Annotated in this window: 20 protein-coding genes; 10 read left to right on the top strand and 10 right to left on the bottom strand. The window is 63.6% G+C overall.

Annotated features, from left to right (window positions below):
- Positions 1-73: 73 nt before the first annotated feature.
- On the bottom strand, positions 74-1,159 hold the full coding sequence (locus IB278_RS24875) for an alpha/beta fold hydrolase (protein ID WP_192326313.1): 1,086 nt from the start codon (positions 1,157-1,159) through the stop codon (positions 74-76).
- Between the two features lie 79 nt (positions 1,160-1,238).
- On the opposite strand from IB278_RS24875, the gene IB278_RS24870 reads away from it, so the two are divergent.
- Together IB278_RS24870 and IB278_RS24865 are read left to right on the top strand one after the other, a co-directional pair.
- Positions 1,239-1,886 (top strand): glutathione S-transferase family protein, encoded by a 648-nt coding sequence (locus tag IB278_RS24870; protein ID WP_192326181.1) that lies wholly within the window; start codon positions 1,239-1,241, stop codon positions 1,884-1,886.
- Between the two features lie 224 nt (positions 1,887-2,110).
- Positions 2,111-2,641, top strand: coding sequence for a cytochrome c (locus IB278_RS24865; protein ID WP_225613152.1), 531 nt, complete (start codon positions 2,111-2,113; stop codon positions 2,639-2,641).
- A gap of 42 nt (positions 2,642-2,683) precedes the next feature.
- On the opposite strand, the gene IB278_RS24860 is transcribed toward IB278_RS24865, so the two are convergent.
- Positions 2,684-3,574 (bottom strand): NmrA family NAD(P)-binding protein, encoded by an 891-nt coding sequence (locus tag IB278_RS24860; RefSeq protein ID WP_192326179.1) that lies wholly within the window; start codon positions 3,572-3,574, stop codon positions 2,684-2,686.
- 110 nt (positions 3,575-3,684) lie between these two features.
- Here IB278_RS24860 and IB278_RS24855 point away from each other — a divergent pair, with 110 nt between their 5' ends.
- Positions 3,685-4,590, top strand: coding sequence for a LysR family transcriptional regulator (locus tag IB278_RS24855; protein WP_192326177.1), 906 nt, complete (start codon positions 3,685-3,687; stop codon positions 4,588-4,590).
- 88 nt (positions 4,591-4,678) lie between these two features.
- On the opposite strand, the gene IB278_RS24850 is transcribed toward IB278_RS24855, so the two are convergent.
- Both IB278_RS24850 and IB278_RS24845 read right to left on the bottom strand, forming a co-directional pair.
- Positions 4,679-5,425, bottom strand: a complete 747-nt coding sequence (locus tag IB278_RS24850) for an SDR family oxidoreductase (protein WP_192326175.1) — start codon at positions 5,423-5,425, stop codon at positions 4,679-4,681.
- 157 nt (positions 5,426-5,582) lie between these two features.
- Positions 5,583-6,488 (bottom strand): helix-turn-helix domain-containing protein, encoded by a 906-nt coding sequence (locus tag IB278_RS24845; protein ID WP_192326173.1) that lies wholly within the window; start codon positions 6,486-6,488, stop codon positions 5,583-5,585.
- 151 nt (positions 6,489-6,639) lie between these two features.
- Here IB278_RS24845 and IB278_RS24840 point away from each other — a divergent pair, with 151 nt between their 5' ends.
- Positions 6,640-7,476 (top strand): oxidoreductase, encoded by an 837-nt coding sequence (locus IB278_RS24840; RefSeq protein WP_192326171.1) that lies wholly within the window; start codon positions 6,640-6,642, stop codon positions 7,474-7,476.
- 36 nt (positions 7,477-7,512) lie between these two features.
- Here IB278_RS24840 and IB278_RS24835 read toward each other — a convergent pair whose 3' ends face one another.
- Positions 7,513-8,478 (bottom strand): AraC family transcriptional regulator, encoded by a 966-nt coding sequence (locus tag IB278_RS24835; protein WP_145746361.1) that lies wholly within the window; start codon positions 8,476-8,478, stop codon positions 7,513-7,515.
- Positions 8,479-8,553: 75 nt separating this feature from the next.
- Positions 8,554-8,997, bottom strand: a complete 444-nt coding sequence (locus IB278_RS24830) for a DoxX family protein (protein ID WP_145746362.1) — start codon at positions 8,995-8,997, stop codon at positions 8,554-8,556.
- A 308-nt stretch (positions 8,998-9,305) separates the two neighbouring features.
- Between IB278_RS24830 and IB278_RS24825 the strand changes: the two genes are divergently transcribed.
- The 4 genes from IB278_RS24825 to IB278_RS24810 are packed head-to-tail and all read left to right on the top strand — an operon-like array spanning position 9,306 to position 12,318.
- A complete protein-coding gene (locus tag IB278_RS24825) occupies positions 9,306-10,082 on the top strand; it encodes an SDR family NAD(P)-dependent oxidoreductase (protein ID WP_192326169.1) in 777 nt (258 codons plus the stop codon).
- Between the two features lie 21 nt (positions 10,083-10,103).
- Complete coding sequence (locus IB278_RS24820; RefSeq protein ID WP_192326166.1) at positions 10,104-10,538, top strand: ester cyclase; 435 nt, start codon at positions 10,104-10,106, stop codon at positions 10,536-10,538.
- A 10-nt stretch (positions 10,539-10,548) separates the two neighbouring features.
- On the top strand, positions 10,549-11,322 hold the full coding sequence (locus tag IB278_RS24815) for an SDR family oxidoreductase (protein ID WP_192326164.1): 774 nt from the start codon (positions 10,549-10,551) through the stop codon (positions 11,320-11,322).
- Between the two features lie 39 nt (positions 11,323-11,361).
- On the top strand, positions 11,362-12,318 hold the full coding sequence (locus IB278_RS24810) for a zinc-binding dehydrogenase (protein ID WP_192326163.1): 957 nt from the start codon (positions 11,362-11,364) through the stop codon (positions 12,316-12,318).
- A gap of 51 nt (positions 12,319-12,369) precedes the next feature.
- Here the strand turns inward: IB278_RS24810 and IB278_RS24805 are convergent, their stop codons facing one another.
- Entirely contained in the window at positions 12,370-12,924 is a 555-nt protein-coding gene (locus IB278_RS24805) for a pirin family protein (RefSeq protein WP_192326160.1), read from the bottom strand.
- Between the two features lie 101 nt (positions 12,925-13,025).
- Between IB278_RS24805 and IB278_RS24800 the strand changes: the two genes are divergently transcribed.
- The gene (locus IB278_RS24800; protein ID WP_145746368.1) at positions 13,026-13,937 is read left to right on the top strand and encodes a LysR family transcriptional regulator; all 912 of its coding nucleotides are present in this window, start codon (positions 13,026-13,028) and stop codon (positions 13,935-13,937) included.
- A gap of 33 nt (positions 13,938-13,970) precedes the next feature.
- Here the strand turns inward: IB278_RS24800 and wrbA are convergent, their stop codons facing one another.
- On the bottom strand, positions 13,971-14,570 hold the full coding sequence (gene wrbA, locus IB278_RS24795) for an NAD(P)H:quinone oxidoreductase (protein WP_192326158.1): 600 nt from the start codon (positions 14,568-14,570) through the stop codon (positions 13,971-13,973).
- A 160-nt stretch (positions 14,571-14,730) separates the two neighbouring features.
- Positions 14,731-14,871: a hypothetical protein gene (locus tag IB278_RS24790; RefSeq protein ID WP_186454244.1), complete on the bottom strand. Its 141-nt coding sequence runs from the start codon at positions 14,869-14,871 to the stop codon at positions 14,731-14,733.
- 35 nt (positions 14,872-14,906) lie between these two features.
- Here IB278_RS24790 and IB278_RS24785 point away from each other — a divergent pair, with 35 nt between their 5' ends.
- A complete protein-coding gene (locus IB278_RS24785; RefSeq protein WP_225613151.1) occupies positions 14,907-15,656 on the top strand; it encodes a DUF4303 domain-containing protein in 750 nt (249 codons plus the stop codon).
- 140 nt (positions 15,657-15,796) lie between these two features.
- Here the strand turns inward: IB278_RS24785 and IB278_RS24780 are convergent, their stop codons facing one another.
- Positions 15,797-16,345 (bottom strand): DUF1003 domain-containing protein, encoded by a 549-nt coding sequence (locus tag IB278_RS24780; protein ID WP_145746370.1) that lies wholly within the window; start codon positions 16,343-16,345, stop codon positions 15,797-15,799.
- Between the last annotated feature and the right edge of the window lie 40 nt (positions 16,346-16,385).

Here is a 16,385-nt window from a genome sequence, read left to right as displayed (position 1 = left end):
TGGCGGCGTCAACGCCGGCGCGCCTGCCGGTTTTCGGGCCGGCCGGAGTTCATGCTTCCTGGGAGCGCGTCGGCTACAACCCTTGTCGTGGCGCTTTTTGCAGCAGTTCCGCAAGCTGCGCCTTCCACCACGCTGCCTGGCCTGTGGTTCCGTGCCCGGTGGTCCGGTCGCTGGCTGGAATCAGGTAGTAGCGGCCATTTTTCACGCGCTTCATTTCACGTTCCATGATGCCGGTCTCGGGCGGGTTGCGCTCGTCGTCAGCCGCGTTGATGGCGAGCACGGCAGCCTGAATGCGCTCCAGCCCGGGGGACGGGTTGTAGTCGGCGGACGCCTCCCATTGGTAGAGGATGTCGTTTGCATCCGCGGTGAAGGGCGCACCCAGTCGCGCCTCCAGCAGCTTGTCGGCCTGGGCGCGCGTCGGCGCGGCCTTGTACATCGCCAGGTTGCCGCCGTTGGTGGCGGTGGCGAAGAACACGGAGGCCAGCTGGGCGCTGCGGGGCTGGGTGGCGTAGTTGCCGTTGTTCCACTCCGGATCCCTGCGGATGGACTCGGTCAGCAGCCGGCGCATCATCCAGTTGCGGCTGGACATCTCGGTGGGCTGGCACGCCATCGGCACCAGCGCGTCCATGGCGTCAGGGTGCTTCACGCCCCACATCCAGGCATGCATGCCTCCCATGGAATTGCCGATGATCGCGCGCAGGTGCTTGACGCCGAGGTGTTCGGTGACGAGCCGGTACTGCGCGTCCACCATGTCGTCGTAGTTGTAGCGGGGAAAGTTGGCGCGCAGGCCGTCGGAGGGGCGGGCCGACTTGCCTGTTCCCAGACCGTCGGGAATGATGATGTAGTAGCGGGTGGCATCCAGCGGCTGGCCCACGCCGAACAGCTCGCCGGCAAAAGCGGGCGTCAGCATGCTTGCCGCCGAGCCGGCCGTTCCATGCAGGATCAGCACCGGCTCGCCACCGGGCGCGCCAATGGTCACGTAGTTCAGGCGCAGTTCCGGCATGACCTGGCCGGTATGAAAGCGAAAGTCCTTGGCGATCCAGCTGCCCTCCTTGGGCGCCGGGTAATCGGCGGCCCGGCTCGTCAAGGCGAGCATCGCCAGGCTGGAGTACAAAGCGGCTCGCAGGGCGAACCGGTTGAAGCGTGGAACAGCGGGCATGCAGTCTCCTATGGTTTGAGCACAATTTACCGCGAATGCCACATCTGCCGCGCCATGAACTCTCTTCTGGACACTCACCATGACCATCACCATCACCGCCTTTGAACGCTCGCCCGACGGCGGCAAAGGCCTGGCGCGCGACACGCGCGTGCGCTGGGCATTGGAGGAAGCCGGCCTGCCCTACGAGGTGCGCCTGGTGTCCTTCCGCGCGATGAAGGAGGCCGCTCATCTGGCGCTGAATCCCTTCGGCCAGATCCCCACCTACGAGGAGGACGAGCTCGCGCTGTTCGAGACCGGCGCCATCGTGCTGCACATTGCCGAGCGCCGCCCGGGCCTGTTCCCGGCCGATGCCAACGCAAGGGCGCGCGCCATCGCGTGGATGTTTGCAGCGGTCAATACGATCGAGCCGCCCATCCTCGAACTCGTCACGGTCAAGCTGACGGAAGGCGACAAGCCCTGGAAGGCCGAGCGCATGCCCCTCGTGGAGGACCGGGTGCGCGCCCGACTGAACCAACTGGCCGCCCGCCTCGGCGAGGCCGACTGGCTGGACGGCGGCTTCAGTGCGGGCGACCTGCTGATGGTGTCGGTGCTGCTGCGGCTTCGGCCCTCCGGCCTGCTGGACGAGTTTCCCAGCCTGGCCGCCTATGTCGCGCGCGGTGAAGCGCGGCCGGCCTACCAGCGGGCGTTTGCCGCTCAGCTGGCGATCAACGCCGCTCCCGCTCCATAGCAGACATTCCCGGAGATCGCGTGGATGAGCGCTTCGCATGGGGGCAGCAGTTTTCGCCCCGCGGCCCACGCCACCGAACGTCTGTGTCTGTATTCGCCGTTGCGCTACCCATGACAAAGCGCCCAGGAAGAAATGGGACAAAGCGCCCATGCGCGGCTTGGCACGGATCGCTACCGTGGTGCCATGTCTACTTCGACATGAACGCCAAGCCCGGGAGCCAGCCAATGAAGAATCGCATGAACTCACATGCCGCTCTGACGGCTCACCTGCTTCGCCGCGTCGCGCGCACCAGCGCCGTGTTGACCGTCCTCCTGTCCTCCGCCCTGGCAGGGGCGCAAACAGGCAGCAGCCAGAAGGCGAACAAGGACGAGATTCAGCGCGGCCGCTACCTGGTGATGATCGCGGGCTGCAATGATTGCCACACGCCCGGCTACGCCGCGAAGAACGGTGAGGTCGATGAGAAGCTGTGGTTGACTGGCGACGCCCTGGGCTGGTCCGGCCCGTGGGGCACTACGTATGCGGTCAATCTGCGCTTGCTCATGGCTGACATGAGCAAGCAGCAGTGGGTGAAGCATGCGCGCACCATGACACCCCGCCCGCCCATGCCATGGTTCAACGTGCGCCCGATGACCGACGCGGACTTGAAGGCCATCTACGCCTACACCCGCTCGCTGGGTCGCGGCGGTGACCCGGCGCCCGCTTTTGTACCGCCGGGTACCAAGCCTGGCGGCCCGGTGGTGCAGTTCCCCGGCTGATCATCATGCAACGCGGTTCGCAGCGGCGGGCGAAGAATCCCCTCAGGCCTTCTCGAAAGCAGGCCTGAAAACCGTGGCCGCGAAATCCGCGAGCGTCGTCGGGGTGATCTCGGTCGGGCCTTTGTCGTACTCGCCATCGAGGCGTCCCGTGGAGAAGGCCGTGCTCATTTCTGCGAGCTGCGCGGCGGCGTCCGCAGAGAAGCCCTGCTGCATCAGCGCTGCCCTGCCCTCTTCGGGCTCGGACTGGACATACGCGAGATCCGGCTTGCCGATGGCCGCGCCGAGCAGCGCCGTGGCTTCTTTCATCGTGTAAAGGCCTGGCGCGCGCAGATGGAGCACGCGCTTGCCCTTGCCTGAAGGCGTACGCAGCTCGCGCGCCACGACTCGCGCGATGTCCCCGGTGGCCACCATCGGCAGCGGTGCATCGGGCGCAGTCATGTCCGCATACACACCGATGGTCCGAATCATCTCTATCGCGATCAGGAGGTTCTCGAAGAAGTAACCCGGCCGCAGGTGCAGCACGTCCACACCGGCGAGTTCATCCAGGCGCCGCTCCTGCCGATGCAGCCCCGCAATCGGGCCCGTCCCTGAGCCCAGGTGCGCGCCGACGCTGCTCAGATTCACAACGCGTGTCAGGCCAGCCGCAGCGATGGCGCGCGTGATTGCATGGCCCAGCCGATCCTGCTCGGCCGCCATGTCGTGCGCTGCGTAGTCGGTAGGGATCATCGTGTAGACGGCCGTCGCGCCGGCGAATGCCTGGGCCAGGAAGCCCGCATCGCCGATGTCGCCGGCCGCGATATCCGCACCCGCAGCCTTGACAGAAGCGAGCGATCGCGCATTGCGACCGACGACGCGTACCGGTGTCCCTTGTCCAAGCAGCAGTGCCGCGACCTTGGACGTGATGTTGCCGTTGGAGCCGAGGAGCACGTACATGGCAGTTCCCTTCATGGGTGATGTTGCGATGGGTGCCATGGTGCGCGTCGCGGTTGTTTTCAGAAAGCGCCTGCAAGAGAATTCATTGTCCAGTTCTGGAGAACAATTGCATGAAGGCTCCTGCCATCTCCTTTGCCCGCCTGGCGGCCTTCGTTGCAGTTGCCGAGGCTGGAAGCTTCACTGCGGCTGCCGAACGTCTGAACACGGCCAAGTCCGCAGTCAGCCAGGCGGTGGCGGTGCTCGAGCGGGAGTTGGGCACGCAGCTGCTGCAGCGATCCACGCGCAAGCTCGCGATCACCGAAGCTGGGGAAGCATTTCTCTCCGACTGCCGTCAGCTGCTGGCCGGCGCCGAGGCCGCAATGGAGCGGGCACGCACCGGGCACGCGCAACCTTCGGGGACCTTGCGGCTCACCAGCCCCCAGGGATCGGCCGGCATGGTGGCCCGCTGGATCGCGACTTACAGCGAACGCTATCCCGCCATGCGCGTGGACTATGTGCCCACGGACCGCAGGCTCGACCTGATCGCCGAGCACTTCGATCTCGCGATCCGCGTCGGACCGATGGCTGATTCCGGCCTTCGCGCGGTGGTGCTCGAGGAGCTCGGGCTCTGGACGGTCGCGGCGGCCAGCTACCTTGCCCGGCATGGCACGCCGCGCAAGCCCGCGGAGCTTGCGGGCCATGAGTGGATCGCGCTGTCGCTGCTGCCCGCGCCGTGGTCGATCGATTTCGAGCGCGGCGGCCGCAAGCTGCGTGTGAAGCTGCGCGGCTCGATATCAGCGGCGAGCACGGACGCCGTGCTGCAACTGGTGAGCCAAGGCGCAGGTATCTCCTTTTTCCCCAGTACGGCAGACCTGCGTGCTGAGGTGGAAGCCGGGCGCCTCGTTCGCCTCTTTCCCGGCTGGGCGTCGGGGCGCATGTTTCTCTACGCGGCGTATCCGGGCAACATCGCACCTCCCGCGAAGACGCGCGCGTTCATCGATCTTGCGAAGGAAGCGGTGCGGTCTGCGGGACCCTAGGGTGCGGCAAGGCATGCGCCGCCGAGTCGCTCACTCCGGCTCTCCTCCAGTCTTTGATGAGGAAGATCCTTCCGAGGAAAAAACGGCTTCACCAGGGCTGGTCGGTTGGCAGCACGAACAGTTCGGCCACATTGACGTGGGCCGGCGCTTGCAGCGCGAACATCACGGTGTCGGCGATGTTGTCGCAGCTCAGGAATGACATCTGGTCGCGCAGCCCCTCCATCTGATCGCGGTAGCCCTCGTCGGAGATGTGATTGAACAGCTCCGTGTCGACCGCGCCTGGCTGGATGCTGGTGACCCGGATGTTGTGCTTCTTGCCGACTTCCAGGCGCAGGCCTTCGGTGAATGCGGAGACAGCGTGCTTGGTCGCGCAATAGACGGCAAGGCCGGCAAATACCTTGCGGCCGGCAATCGACGACGTATTGACGATGTGGCCGGATCCCCGCTCGATCAGATGAGGTAGCGCTGCAGCCGTGCTGTTCATCAGGCCCTTCACGTTGACGTCCACCATGCGATGCCATTCGCCGACCTTCAAGGCTTCGACGTCCGAGATCGGCATGAGGCCGGCATTGTTGAAAACGATGTCCAGTCCGCCGTAGGCTTGCACCAGCTTTGCCACGCCCGCTTCCACGGATGCACGGTCGACGACATCCATCTCGATGGCGATGGCTTCGCCCCCGTTCGTCCTGATCTGGTCGGCCAGCTTGTCGAGGCGGACGACGCGGCGAGCGGCGAGTCCGACCTTCGCTCCCGCTGCCGCCAGCTTGAGCGCCGCAGCGGCGCCAATGCCGCTCGATGCACCAGTGACCAAAGCGATTTTTCCATTGAGTTCCATGACAGCTCCTTACGGTAGTTAAGTTGAAGGCGCGGCGGCTGCAGACTCGGGTTGTCTGTGCAGCTGCCACGGTTGTCATGGTGCCGAGCGGGGTCCGAGCGGTCGCTCGTCGATTTGCTGCCGATATCGAAGATTTGCTGCGAAGGCCAGGTGCCGGTCAGCGCCCATGCCGGTAGTCGCTTGGGAGCACGCCTACCTCCTTGCGAAACACCTGCGCAAAGTGGCTGGGGCTCGCGTACCCAACCTCCAACCCGATCTCCACAATGGGCGTCTGTGTCTCCCTCAGAAGACGCCGTGCACGCTCCATGCGCAGCCGTGTCAGGTATTGAGAGGGGGAGAAGCCGGTGCTCTTCTTGAAAGATCGCGAAAAATGGGACTCGCTGAGCTGCACCGCCTTTGCAAGGTGCTTGAGATCGAGTTCCTGGTCGATGCGCTCCTGCATCGCTGCGAGCACCCGGTGGATCTTGAAAGCCGGCAGTCCCCCGTGCGGGGTTGCCGGATGCTGCGTGTCGCTTGCGTAGGTTCTCACCAGATGAACGGCAAGGCTGCTCGCGAGGCCTTGCACAAGCATCGTGCTCGGCGTACGGCGCTCCAGCAGCTCGCAGCAAAGGATGCCCAGCTGGTTGGCGATGACCTCGTCCGCGGCGCCGGAGACCTCTCTGAGCGGGACAAGTGGGCTCTCCGGTCCATGGACATCGGTGGCCGCCCTTTTCATCAACGGAAGCCCCAGATAGACGTGCATCACCCGAAACGGCTCGCTTGTCAGCGTGCGCCACCGCAGCTCGCATGGGCGCGGCGATGTCTGCAGAAAGAACTCTCCTGCGCGCACCTTGTTGGCCATCCATTCGCCTTCAAGCTGCCGCTCCTCCACCAGCGCCGAACCGGAGACGACCCATACGATGAGCGGCTCCGGAACAGCCGGAATGAGCAAGCTTTCCTGGACCGGCCGCCTCGTGAAAATCTGGACCAGAAGGTCTCGCCACGGCTTGCCCTTGCTTGTCGCAACGAGGTCCCCGGGCACACGCTCGTCGAGCGCTTCGGCGGTACTGAGTTGAAGGTCCATGGTTCAGCGTATCAATACTCCAAGATTCTCCAGTCTGTCGGTTTGTGCAAGCCCTCGCCAGAAACAGGCATGTGACGCGGGGCCCTGGTTCCTACGATCACTCCATGTTCAACCGGCGTGTGAATCACGCAGCAACTTGGAGAGTAATCAAATGAGCAAGGTCTGGTTCATCACGGGTGCTGGCCGCGGAATTGGTGCACAAATCGCCACGGCGGTACTGGCAGCTGGCGACAAGGTCGTGGCAACTGGCCGGAACCCCGCGCAGCTTGAAGAGCTGTACGGCGAATTCGGCAGCCGCGCCATGTGCCTTCCACTCGATGCCACGCGCGAACAAGATGCCATTGCAGCCACCCAGGCGGCCGTTTCCCGCTTCGGCAGCATTGACGTGCTCGTGAACAACGCGGGCTACGGCCAGCTTGGTTTGTTCGAAGAAGTCTCCGGCGAGGACGTCGAGCGCCAGTTTCACACGAACGTCTTCGGCATGATGCACGTGACCCGTGCCGTGTTGCCGGCAATGCGCAAGCAGCGCCGGGGCCACATCCTGAACCTGGCGTCGGTGGGAGGCTTCATGGGCTTCGACGGGGCTTCCATCTACTGTGCCGCCAAGTTTGCCGTGGAAGGCTTTTCCGAATCTCTCGCTCTCGAAGTTGCACCCTTCGGAATCAAGGTCACCATCGTCGAGCCGGGATTCTTCCGTACCGACTTCCTGGACAAGAAGTCGGTCCAGTACGGCTCTCGCAGGATTGCCGACTATGCGGAGTTCTCGAGCAACTCGCGTTCCGCCTACGAAAGCTACAACCACAAGCAGCCCGGTGATCCGGCAAAGCTGGGCCGCGCCATCGTGGAACTGGCTGAAATGCCGCAGCCTCCGCTTCACTTTCTAGCCGGCACCGACGCCGTCGACTTTGCGGCGAAGACTTTCGAACGCCGGCGTGCCGAGATCGACACCTACGCCGGGCTGTCGGTCACGACGGACGGGGATTTCTGATGCCACGGGTGCCGGCGGGCGGCGCCCTACCCCTTGCTAGCCGGCCATCATCTCGAAGCGGGAGACATCCTTGGATGGAGGTACGCCGAACAGCCGGCTGTATTCGCGGCTGAACTGGGAGGCGCTCTCGTAGCCCACCGAATAGCCCGCCTTCGAGACCTCCATACCCTCGCTCAGCAGCAAGCGCCGGGCCTCCTGCAGGCGAAGTTGCTTCTGGTATTGCAGTGGGCTCATGGCGGTAACGGCCCGGAAGTGATGGTGCAAGGAAGACGTGCTCATGCAGCATTCGCGCGCCAGCTCGTCCAGCTTCAGGGGCTCTGCAAAGTTCGACTTGAGCCGGGAGACCGCTCGCATCACGCGGTTTGCATGGCTGTCGGCCCTTGCCACCTGGGCAAGCCGCTCCCCTTGCTCACTGCGCAAAAGCCTGTAGACAAGCTCGCGGGTAGCCAGCGGTGCGAGGGCCGCTGCATCTTCAGGCGAGTCCAGCAAATGCATGAGCCTGATTGCGGCGTCCAGCATGCCGTTCGAAACGCTGCTCAGGAACAGGCCGCGTTGCGTGGCCGCGCGCCGTGCCGGGGGAGGCCCTGCCTGGAGAACCAGCTCGGAGATCTCCGCAGGGTCCAGATCCAACCTGAAGCACAAGTACGGCTCGCTGGATTTCGCATGAGTGACCTGCGCGCTGATGGGCAGGTCGGTGGAAAAGACCAGGAACCGCGAGGCGTCGTAGTCATAAACCTCATCCCTCAGCATGACCCGCTTCGCGCCTTGCGCAATGATGCAGACGGCCGGTTGATGAAGGGCGTGGACCAGTTCGTCGCTGGGTGCCGAAAGCTTGATGGCCGAGACGCGCGGAATCGATGTCGGGCAAATGCCCTCCCTTGGGGCATGCCGCGCGACGAGCGAAGCCAACTCCCGAACCCGTGCGGCGTCGGGCGGCGAAAAATGGGGCACGGCCGAAGAACCGGGGACTGCGGCTGTGGAATTCAGGTTCAAGGAATCCATGCGGGGCATTGCATCGGTCGATTGAAGACCCGAAATCCTAACAACCAGAGAGGCCCCCAGCCGCATGCCGACGCTTCATCGAACAGCGCCCAGCGCGACCGGGAGCTCGGCGTGACGCTCATCCAGACTGAAGCTGCCGGCGCCGAAGGCAACCACCTGCAGCAGGCCGCCGGCCATTGCCAGGTTCTTCAGGAAATGGAACAACTGGTTCTGGTCGCCCAGCGCGTTGTGGAAGATCACCGCGGAAACCACCGAGAACAGCGCCAGCGCGGCAGCCACCCAGCGGGTGCGGTACCCCGCCACGAGCAGCAGGGCGCCACCGAGCTCCATGGCAAGAGCGCCGGCGTACGCCAGCTCCGGCAGCGGAATGCCCACCGATGCGATATAGCCGATGGTGCCGCCCGGGGCCATGAGCTTGCCCACGCCGCTGATCAGGAAGATGGCAGCCATGAGCAGTCGCCCGATAAATGGCGCCGCGGAGGTCGACGAGAGGATGGAAGAGGTGTTTGCGGATTGCATGACGAGGTACTCCTAAAAGTTTGAGACAGGGTGGAAAGAACGGTGGGCAAGCCGGGTAAGCCCGTGCGCATCCAACCGCTGGGACGAACTTTAGGAACTTCCTGTGTAGCTGAAAAGCCAATATTTTTAGATGCAATCCATCTGATTCAACGATAGGGCACCGGCGCCCGAAAAACTCCTTTCATCGTTGCCTGTATATCGGCCTGGCCGATGCTTTCCATCTAAACAAATAGGCTATCGCAATCGATGGCGTTTCCCTACTCTTCAGGTCATGCAGCAATGAGCTGAACAACACCAAGGAGTAGCAATTGGAACTTAAGGACTTTGACAACAAAGTGGTGCTGGTCACCGGCGCAGGCTCCGGGATAGGCCGCGAGGCCGCCCGGGCGTTTGCCGGACGCGGTGCAATCGTTGTCGCTGCGGACCTGAACGAAGGTGGACTGGCCGAAACCACGCGCCTGATTGCCGGTCCCGGCGGGCGAGCGCTTGCCGTCACAACAGACGTTTCCGACGAGTCGCAGGTGCGCAACCTGATGGCACGTTTGAAGAAGGATTTCGGCCGATTGGACGTTGCCTTCAACAACGCGGGAATCACCGGCCAGGCGCATCGCATTGAGGACTACCCGACAGACGACTTCGACCGCGTGATTGCGGTGAACCTCAGGAGCGTTTTCCTCGGCATGAAGCACCAGATCCCACTCTTGCGCCGTGCCGGGCGGGGCGCCATCGTGAATACGGCCTCCGTGGCGGCCTTGACCGGGCCGGGGGGCATGAGCGCGTACGCGGCATCGAAGCACGGGGTACACGGGCTGACCCGCGTTGCAGCAATGGAGAACGCCGCCCACGGCCTGCGCATCAACGCATTGGCGCCAGGCTGGACCGAAACCCCCATGGTCGCCACGGCGAGCGCACAGAACCCCGGCTTCGCCCAACTGGCCACTTCGGCCATTCCGGCGAAACGAGGTGCCCAGCCGTCCGAGATTGCTGCGGCTGCGGTATGGCTCGCTTCTGAAGCGTCCTCCTACGTCATGGGTCAGATGCTTGTCGTGGACGGCGGGATGACCATCGGCGGATTCGAACTCTGAAACACATCACGAAAGAACATCATGGCTGACATCAACATCGATATTGGCGAAGCAGCAAAGGCCGTCATTCGCCGCAATACGGACGAAGTTCAAGGCCAGGGCAACTGGGCCCTGTTCGATGAGCTTTTCTCCGACGCGTTTCTGGACCACACCCCGCAGCCGAATTGCACCCCGGACAAGGCCGGCGCGCTAGGCCTCTACAAGAAACTCCGGGAAGCTTTTCCTGATTTCCACGCCGTCATCCATTGGCAGCGTGCGGACGGCGACGTGGTGACTACCTACAAGACGTACCACGGCACACACCGTGGTGACTTCCTGGGGGTTCACGCGACCGGCAAAGCCATCCAGTTCGAGACCGTCGACGCCATGCGCGTGCAAGACGGAAAGATTACCGAGCACTGGGGCGTTGCGAACCTGTACTCGGTCCTGGAACAGCTGAATGCACTTTCTCAGTAAGGAGATTCACATGAACACGAACATCCTGCAGAACAAAGTCCTCGTGGTAACGGGTGCCGCAAGCGGCATCGGGCGGGCCATTGCGGTCAATGCCGCCAGGCATGGCGCCAAAGCGGTCATCGTCTCGGACATCAGCCGCGAACCACGCGAAGGCGGCACCCCGACCACCGACGAGATCGAAGCCTTGGGTGTTGCCACCGCTTTCGTCAAGGCGGACGTGAGCAAGAAGGAAGAAGTCGACGCGCTGGTAGACGCATCGGCCCCGTTCGGCGGCGTGGATGTGATGGTCGCCAATGCGGGGATCACGCTTCGCTCGGATGGTTTCGACGTCTCTTCGGACGACTTGCGCAAGCTGATGGCCGTCAACCTGGACGGTACGCTGTTCAGCGCCCAGGCCGCGGCCCGCCAGATGAAGGCCAATGGCAAGCAGGGAAGCATCATTCTCATGGCCAGCATGGGTGGGCTGGCGGGGGCCGGCATCACGGTGGCGTACTCGACAAGCAAGGGCGGCGTCGTCCTGATGGCCAAATCGCTTGCCGACGCGCTCGGGCCCGACGGTATCCGCGTGAACGCGGTAGCGCCAGGAACCATCGACACCCATCTTCTGCGAACCAGTCCGGGCATTGCTGAAGCGGCCGAGGGCTTTCGCCAGCGCACACCGCTGCGGCGGCTGGGCCAGCCTTCGGAGATCGGCGATGCGGTGGCTTTCCTCGGCTCCGATCTATCCAGCTACATCACCGGGACCGCCTTGCTGGTCGATGGGGGCTTGCTGGCCGTCATCTGAAATACAAGCATTTTTTCTTCTCGAACTCTGAAACCCATCATGAACACCACCATTCGCTTTCATTCCTACGGAGGCCCCGAAGTTCTCCAGGCCGAGAACCAGGCCGATGTCGGGGCGCCGTCCGAAGGACAGGTGCGCCTGCGCCACCTGGCCATTGGCGTGAACTTCATCGATACGATGTTCCGCCGGGGCATCGTCCCCGTTCCGCTGCCTGCAGTTCCTGGCGTCGAGGGCGTCGGCATCGTCGAGGCTCTCGGAGCAGGCGTCGGCGCCCTGAAGGTAGGCCAGCGCGTTGCCTACTATCTCGCTCCGGGCAGCTACACCCAGGTGCGCCTGATCGACGCAAGTGCATTGGTGCCGGTGCCCGACGATCTCGGCGCGGGGCAGATTGCGGCCGTCCTGACCAAGGGCTTGACCGCCTGGGCCGGGCTGAACGGCTACCACCAGATGCAGCCCGGCGAGACGATCCTCGTCCAGGGCGCCTCGAGCAGCGTTGGCAGCCTGCTCGCGCGCTGGGCAAAAGCGCGCGGCGCCACAGTCATCGGCACCGCGGGAAGCCCCGAGAAACGCCGGGCGCTGGAAGGCACCATCGACCATGTGCTGCCATCGGATGCGCAAGACCTGGCGCAACGGGTGCGGGAGATCGCGCCCGGCGGCGTCGACGTGGTGTATGAGTTCGTCGGAAAGTCGACGTTCGATGCAACGCTTGCTTCGGTAAAGGATGGCGGCGTGGTCGTTTCCATCGGCGCCGCATCTGGCGCTCCGGCCTTCGACAAGGAAGCGGCCGCAAAGCGAGAGCTCAAGATGGTCGGCGGTCCGATGGCGCCTTATCTGACAGGCCGGGTGTCGCAGGCCGTGAATGATGTTTTCGAAGCTTTCAGGACGGGCGTATTGGGAGAAGTTCCGTTCACGGAGTATGCCCTGCGCAATGCATCCGAGGCGCATGCAGCCATTGCGGCGCGCACCAAGAATGGAGCGCTCGTGCTGGTGCCTTGAGACGGGCGCCAGCCCATGAAGAAGAGATGCCCAGGCAGGCATCTCTTTTTTTTAGTGCAGCAGTTGTCCGAGCCAGAACGCCAGCACCGCTGCGGCCATGGTCACCACGAGACACGGAAGGATGAACAGGCCGGCTCCCAACTCTTCGTGGTGCGCTTCGATGTACTTCCAGATCTTCATTAAAAAGCTCCTGACAAGATGGTCACCCGCCGCCGGCGGTATACGCCCTTCGTGCCGAAGACGGCGGTCGCTCGACGGGCTGGCGTCGTGCCATACCCCGCCTCCCGCACGCATCCGCTCGATGCTTCCGCCGGACAAGGTTCCGGCCGCACCCGTGGTGTCCTCGTAGCGCAGATCGCCGGAGAGCAGCACGGCGGGAGTCGCGATGCCCGAATGCGGATGCAACGGAAACAGCGATCCCCGCTTCGGCGCCATGTCGAAATGGTCGACAAACACAAGAGGCTTGGTCAGCTCTCCAATGTCGGAAGGGCTGACGAGGCGTGCCACGGGTCCATGCGTGCGCCCGCTGGTGCGAGCCACCACGCCGCGGTTGCGGCTTGCAGGCGAGCGCTGCAGCTCGGGCGGAACGGAAGTCGTCGAGGTCATTGGGATTTCCTTGGATTCATAGAACGAACCAAAGGTTAAAGGCTGGACTTCTCTCTGCGAAGCCTATATCTTTCGATGTGAACCATCTATAGAGGAGATACATGCTCGACGGCGTCTCAATGGACCAGCTGCGCACTTTCATCGCCGCGGCGGACGAAGGCAGCTTCTCGGCCGCAGGTCGCCGCTTGCGGCGCGCCCAGTCCGTCGTGAGCCAGACCCTGGCAAACCTCGAAGGCCAGATCGATGTTCAGCTGTTCGACCGGAGCGCCCGGTATCCACAACTGACCGAAGCCGGCATTGCCCTTCTGGCAGAGGCACGCCGGGTGGTGTCTGGCATGGACGGATTCAAGGCAAAGGCTCGCACCATGGCCGAGGGGCTGGAGCCGGAGCTTTCAGTGGTCGTCGACGTCATGTATCCGATGGAGTCGCTGACGACGGCGGTGGGCCTCTTTCATGCGGCTTTCCCGCACACCCCGCTCAGGCTGTACGTGGAGGCGCTTGGCGCTGTTGTTCAGCCAGTGCTGAATGGCAGTTGCCGCATCGGCATCATGGGTTCGATGCCAACGGTACCCGAAGGCCTGGATACCGAGAAACTGCTGGACGTCCCCATGATCACTGTTGTGGCGCCGTTCCACCCGTTGGCCAAGAGCAAGGGGGTCATCTCTTCGGCCGAACTGTCGCAGCATGTGCAGCTGGTGCTCACTGATCGCACGGCCATGACGGAAGGAAAGAGCTTTGGGGTGTTTTCCGCGCTCACCTGGAAGCTGGCCGATCTGGGTGCGAAGCATGCTTTTCTGCGTGCCGGGTTCGGCTGGGGGCACATGCCCGCCGCGATGGTGCGCGCCGACCTGGAAGCTGACGCCCTGGTGCCGATCACGCTGGAGATGTTCCACCCGAAAACGCCGCCCATCGCCATGCTCGCGGCCTACAGAAAGGACATGCCTCCAGGGCCAGCTGGGCGATGGTTCCTGGAGCAGCTGAGAGATGCCGGCCAGCTGGGCCGCCGCAGCTGATCCCGCTCGGCCAGCGACGCGCCTCCTCCGGTCTCAGCCGTGCAGCCTGGCCGCCGTACGTGCCACCAACTCGCCCTGGTGCTGGGCACCAGCCAGGTCGATGGCCGTAGGCTGCCGCGAGCCGTCGCCACCCGCGACGGTGGTCGCCCCATAAGGCGCGCCGCCAACGATCTCGTCGACGCTCATCTGGCCCGCATGGCTATAGGGCAGGCCGACGATAGTCATGCCGAAGTGCAGCAGGTTGGTGATGATCGAGAACAGCGTTGTCTCCTGGCCGCCATGCTGCGTGGCGCTCGACGTGAATGCCGCACCTACCTTCCCGTTCAACGCGCCGCGCGCCCAGAGCCCGCCCGCCTGGTCCAGGAATGCTGCCATTTGCGAGGACATACGTCCGAACCGGGTACCCGTGCCAATCACGATAGCGTCGTAGTTTTCGAGCTCGGCCACCGTTGCCACGGGCGCGGTCTGGTCCAGCTTGAAATGAGCGTTTCGCGCGATCGCTTCCGGCACGGTTTCCGGAACGCGCTTGACGTCGACTTGCGCACCGGTGCTGCGGGCACCTTCGGCAATGGCTTGCGCGAGCGTCTCGACGTGTCCGTAGGACGAGTAATAAAGAACAAGAACCTTGGTCATTTGATGAAGCTCCTTTGGGTTTTTGGCAACTCGGCGAGTTGCAGTGCACAAAGAATAGCTTCGCTGGAGCCATCAAAATAGCCTCTAAATTTCGATGGAAAGCATCGGCAGATCAGATAGATGATGACGTTTGGATCTGGTTAGACCACCTGAAAGCAGGCTACGCACGACCGGTCGTTTCAGCGCCTGCGCCCACGTCCGGCGGTTCGGCCGCCTGCCACACCGCGTCGATACGGATCGCCGCTCCGGCAAAATTCGGCTGAAAGAAGCCGCTTGAAAAGCCATCGACAAAAAGGCTCATGGCGGCATTGCGCCCCCTGAAGGAGTTCCCCGCCCATGACCTGGTCACTGTTCTACCGCTTCGACAACGACGTGCCCACGGACTTTCACGAACTGCGCCAATTCGGCAGTTCGCTGTGGAGTGCAAACGGAAAGGTGATAACCATGGGGCACTCCATGGTCACCGAGTTCGCAAGTCCCCAAGCCGCAAAGGATGCCCTCGTGCAGCGCGGCAAAGAAATCGAGGCGCAGGGCTACAAACGGGTGCGCCAAGGCATACACGATCCCGCTCGCATCGACTTTCCTTTGCTCACCACTGAGATCCGCGAAGGTGCTCGCCGCGCCTTCCAGGCCATCCGCGCGGCCCATCCTGACGAGACCATCCGCCTTTTCGCGCTTGGCAGCGATGACGGTGCAATGACCATCGTCCACGCTGCCGGCAATCTCGCCTTGAGCGCTCTGGGTGACATGGACGATGAAAGCGAGGTCTGGCACTTCGCCGAGTGGCCCTACGAGGAGGGCGGTGAGTTCCTCGATATCGCTTACCGCATGATCCTGGCATGCCACCGCAGCGACTTGCCTTGCGACGTTGAGTTCGACGTCCTGCACGCAGGCCTCTTCGAGGCTTGCATTGCCGCGATGGAACAGCTCGACCGTGAAGGTTTCTTCGGCACCGGCGAGGCGCGTGAAGAGGTTGTGCTGCTGTGCCAAAGCGAAGGCACCGAGGACATGGAAGGCTCGATCGGCCGACTCAATACTTCTCGCGTGGTGAGTCGACTCGAACGCTGGATCAAGCTCTGCGAATGAGCTTCGGCCCGACCGGATTCCGGTTCGCCCGATGGGGCTGCCATGTGATCCTCCCATTCAATCCGGTGCCCCCCGCATTCGGAACGGGTTCGCACCGAGGCTGCGCCTGTGCCTTGCGCTGCGGCTTGGTGGAGAAGGACTCAGGTCGGGCGTTCCGACAATCCTTCGATCCGCCGGGTCAGGGCGCGCACCGCGTCGGTCAGCGCCAGCAGTTCGCGTTCCTTCAGGAGGTCGATCTTCTCGTGCAGCAGTTCGATCTCCAACTCCGCCTTGACATTGATCTCGTAGTCGGTTTCGGCGTGGCGCCGGTCCTGCTCGGACTGCCGGTTCTGGCTCATCATGATTGCCGGCGCGGTGTAGGCCGCCTGGAACGACAGGAGCAGGTTCAGGAGGATGAACGGATACGGGTCCCAAGCGCCCTTCCCGGTCATCGCGTTGCCGACGATCCACAGCACGATGGCCGTGCTCTGGAAGATGATGAAGCGCCACGACCCGACGGTTGCGGCCACCGCGTCGGCCAGGCGTTGACCGCGGGTCGGCTCGGGTGGCAAGAGATGCTCGGGAGCCGTCGGCGGTTTGGCCGATTTGGCTTGCCGGTGGGCGCGCCGGCGCATGCGAAGCGATTCCAGCCGAAGCCGATCTTCGGCTGCCAGGGTCGTCGCAATCTGGGTGGGGTGTTTGTCGTTCATAGGGGCTCCGATGCTGAGGTCAAGGGCGATGTCGATGGCC

Origin of the sequence: Variovorax sp. VRV01 (genome assembly GCF_014852545.1) — a bacterium.
Taxonomy (GTDB): domain Bacteria; phylum Pseudomonadota; class Gammaproteobacteria; order Burkholderiales; family Burkholderiaceae_C; genus Variovorax; species Variovorax beijingensis_A.
This window is presented reverse-complemented; position numbering and strand designations above follow the sequence as displayed.

Bases quoted from the DNA above. Each gene is read 5' to 3' on its own strand.
- IB278_RS24875 (WP_192326313.1), bottom strand. From the start codon at position 1,159: ATGCCCGCTGTTCCACGCTTCAACCGGTTCGCCCTGCGAGCCGCTTTG.
- IB278_RS24870 (WP_192326181.1), top strand. From the start codon at position 1,239: ATGACCATCACCATCACCGCCTTTGAACGCTCGCCCGACGGCGGCAAA.
- IB278_RS24865 (WP_225613152.1), top strand. From the start codon at position 2,111: ATGAAGAATCGCATGAACTCACATGCCGCTCTGACGGCTCACCTGCTT.
- IB278_RS24860 (WP_192326179.1), bottom strand. From the start codon at position 3,574: ATGTACGTGCTCCTCGGCTCCAACGGCAACATCACGTCCAAGGTCGCG.
- IB278_RS24855 (WP_192326177.1), top strand. From the start codon at position 3,685: ATGAAGGCTCCTGCCATCTCCTTTGCCCGCCTGGCGGCCTTCGTTGCA.
- IB278_RS24850 (WP_192326175.1), bottom strand. From the start codon at position 5,425: ATGGAACTCAATGGAAAAATCGCTTTGGTCACTGGTGCATCGAGCGGC.
- IB278_RS24845 (WP_192326173.1), bottom strand. From the start codon at position 6,488: ATGGACCTTCAACTCAGTACCGCCGAAGCGCTCGACGAGCGTGTGCCC.
- IB278_RS24840 (WP_192326171.1), top strand. From the start codon at position 6,640: ATGAGCAAGGTCTGGTTCATCACGGGTGCTGGCCGCGGAATTGGTGCA.
- IB278_RS24835 (WP_145746361.1), bottom strand. From the start codon at position 8,478: ATGGATTCCTTGAACCTGAATTCCACAGCCGCAGTCCCCGGTTCTTCG.
- IB278_RS24830 (WP_145746362.1), bottom strand. From the start codon at position 8,997: ATGCAATCCGCAAACACCTCTTCCATCCTCTCGTCGACCTCCGCGGCG.
- IB278_RS24820 (WP_192326166.1), top strand. From the start codon at position 10,104: ATGGCTGACATCAACATCGATATTGGCGAAGCAGCAAAGGCCGTCATT.
- IB278_RS24815 (WP_192326164.1), top strand. From the start codon at position 10,549: ATGAACACGAACATCCTGCAGAACAAAGTCCTCGTGGTAACGGGTGCC.
- IB278_RS24810 (WP_192326163.1), top strand. From the start codon at position 11,362: ATGAACACCACCATTCGCTTTCATTCCTACGGAGGCCCCGAAGTTCTC.
- IB278_RS24805 (WP_192326160.1), bottom strand. From the start codon at position 12,924: ATGACCTCGACGACTTCCGTTCCGCCCGAGCTGCAGCGCTCGCCTGCA.
- IB278_RS24800 (WP_145746368.1), top strand. From the start codon at position 13,026: ATGCTCGACGGCGTCTCAATGGACCAGCTGCGCACTTTCATCGCCGCG.
- wrbA (WP_192326158.1), bottom strand. From the start codon at position 14,570: ATGACCAAGGTTCTTGTTCTTTATTACTCGTCCTACGGACACGTCGAG.
- IB278_RS24790 (WP_186454244.1), bottom strand. From the start codon at position 14,871: ATGAGCCTTTTTGTCGATGGCTTTTCAAGCGGCTTCTTTCAGCCGAAT.
- IB278_RS24785 (WP_225613151.1), top strand. From the start codon at position 14,907: ATGACCTGGTCACTGTTCTACCGCTTCGACAACGACGTGCCCACGGAC.
- IB278_RS24780 (WP_145746370.1), bottom strand. From the start codon at position 16,345: ATGAACGACAAACACCCCACCCAGATTGCGACGACCCTGGCAGCCGAA.